Source organism: Neorhizobium huautlense (assembly GCF_002968575.1).
GTDB classification, from domain to species: domain Bacteria; phylum Pseudomonadota; class Alphaproteobacteria; order Rhizobiales; family Rhizobiaceae; genus Neorhizobium; species Neorhizobium huautlense.
The window spans coordinates 1-2,244 of record NZ_PVBM01000077.1 but is presented as its reverse complement, the minus strand read 5'-3'; the positions used below and the strand labels follow the sequence as shown (position 1 = coordinate 2,244).

4 protein-coding genes are annotated in these 2,244 nt (G+C 56.5%); 1 reads left to right on the top strand and 3 read right to left on the bottom strand.

Translation table 11 applies throughout. The annotated features are described in order from the left end of the window. A partial coding sequence (locus C5L12_RS27595) for a transposase domain-containing protein (protein ID WP_157949139.1) occupies window positions 1-108 on the top strand: 108 nt, incomplete at its 5' end. A 71-nt stretch (window positions 109-179) separates the two neighbouring features. Here the strand turns inward: C5L12_RS27595 and C5L12_RS27590 are convergent. From C5L12_RS27590 to C5L12_RS27580, 3 genes are all read right to left on the bottom strand, one after another. Further along, window positions 180-1,388: a beta-ketoacyl-[acyl-carrier-protein] synthase family protein gene (locus C5L12_RS27590; RefSeq protein WP_105375159.1), complete on the bottom strand. Its 1,209-nt coding sequence runs from the start codon at window positions 1,386-1,388 to the stop codon at window positions 180-182. Next, a complete protein-coding gene (locus C5L12_RS27585; protein WP_105375158.1) occupies window positions 1,389-1,670 on the bottom strand; it encodes an acyl carrier protein in 282 nt (93 codons plus the stop codon). Between the two features lie 470 nt (window positions 1,671-2,140). Then, a partial coding sequence (locus tag C5L12_RS27580; protein ID WP_157949143.1) for a transposase domain-containing protein occupies window positions 2,141-2,244 on the bottom strand: 104 nt, incomplete at its 5' end.

Genomic DNA, 2,244 nt, shown 5'->3' with positions numbered 1-2,244 from the left:
AACAACGTCGACCCGCAAGCCTGGCTCACCCAAACCCTCGGCCCCATAGCTAAAGGCCGGGCCAGCAGCGATCTCGACGCACTCATGCCGTGGAGTTACGCGGGCTGAACGGCCTCAGCTTGCCGCTTATCATAGATGTCTTGCCCCCTCTAGCTGCGGTGGTAAACCCGCAGTCGTTTCTATACTTCCCTGAACGCTAGAACTGCGTTCAGCCCACCCATGGCAAAGGCGTTGCTTAGCGCTATTCGAACCTTCCGTTCACGTGCCACATTTGGCGTGATGTCGAGATCACAATTGGGATCGCGTTCATTGTAATTTGCCGTGGGTGGGACGATCCCTTCACGGATCGCCATCACGCACGCGATCATTTCGAGCGCACTTGCAGCCCCGAGACAATGTGCGTGCACAGACTTGGTGGACGAGATCGATATCGAATAGGCGTGCTCTCTAAAGACTCGCTTAACCGCAACTGTCTCGATCTGGTCGTTGGCTTTGGTGCCAGTGCCGTGCGCATTGAGATAATCGACATCCTCAATATTCAACCGCGCGTCTTCAAGACAGGCGCGCATCGCTGCTTCGGGACCGTCACTAGCCGGCGCAACAATGTCGAAGGCATCTGCAGACAGACCAATCCCAATGATCTCGGCAAGGATAGGAGCACCACGTCTTGAAGCATGCTGGTAGCTTTCCAGCACGGCCATGCCTGCACCCTCTCCGAGCACTACCCCCTTGCGATCCGCGGAGAATGGACGACAAGTATCCGGAGCAAGTATGCGCAGCGCCTCCCATGATTTCAGCACGCCCCACACAAGCGGCGCATCGCTGCCGCCGGCAAGCATGATGTCGGCCCGTCCGAGCCTGATCTGATCTACGGCCAAAGCGATCGCGTGATTAGCAGACGCACAGGCGGACGTGGCACCAAAAACTGGACCGCGCAGACCAAAATGCATGCTGACCTGACCCGCAGCTGCGCAAGGCATCACCCTTGGCGCCGTAAGGACTTCAGCCCGTTGCGCGCCGTTCAACAGGAGTGCGCGGTAATTCTTTTCGATCGCGTCCCAGCCGCAGACACCGACGCCCACAGCGGCACCAAAGCGGTACGGATTTCCTTCATCACCGGAGAGCCCGGCCTGCCGCATCGCTTCACGCGCGGCGAGCACTGCAAGAAGGCTGAATCGGTCCATGGAGGCGAGCTGCTTTCGACTGATGTCGTGTTCGGGCAGCGTCTTGATCTCTGAGGCAATCACGCCCGCTAGCCCGTGGAGTTCAGGATTGGCGATCGGCCCGATGGCAGAAACGCCTGCGCACATCTCACGCCAGGTAGAGGCGACATCGGTACCGAGCCCGCACAACCCACCAATTCCGGTGATAACAACGCGTCCATCCATTCAAGCCTCCTTAGCCAGCAAGCTTCGGACAGCCAAGACCACATCGCCTACCGTCTGTAGGTTCGACCAAGCATCCGCTGTATTCATCTCGATCTTGATGTTGTAGGCTTGCTCAAGGTCCCAGAGGATATCAGCGAACGCAAGAGAATCTAGGCCGAGCGAGGTTAACTCCGTTGCCATGGTCAATTCTGCGCTAGGGGCCGCCGTTGTCGGCTCACCCCGTTCCGCTAGCGCGCGATTGTTGATTGTGGCGATAACCTCGCTAACAAGTTGATCAGACATACTGTTCCTTTCATTATGGTTTCAATTTAGACGCCACCTGATCCTGAACTCGTTGCTGAATTGCACCCTGCAAGCCTGTGCCGCCGATCAAGCCGATTGTGAATGGCACTCGTATGAGAGGCGGCCGATATTGGGTCAAGCATCGAGAACTCGGAAGTTGCCATCGTCCTAGGCATTAGTTGGTATTGGTATGCAGTATTGGTTAGGATCAGAAAAATTCATTGTTTCTATGACAGCCATCCAGGCCTTGGATGAAAGGAGTTCTTGTTGAGGCGGATGAAGCGGATGCGTGCATGCTAATAGTCGCTCGGTTTGGATCTGAACTGCACCCTATTTTGACAGGATACAGAAAGGCTCGAGCACAGGCTTGGGTATAGGCTTAAGTCTAACAATTATCGGCATGTTGAATTGCTGACTGTTGATGTCCGCCGCAGGCGGTGGACAATAGGTAAGCGGCAAGCTGAGGCCGTTCAGCGCGCGTAATTCCACGGCATGAGTGCATCGAGATCGCTGCTGGGCCAGCCGTTGGCGATGCGCTCGAGGGTGTGGGTGAGCCAGGCCTGCGGATTGACGT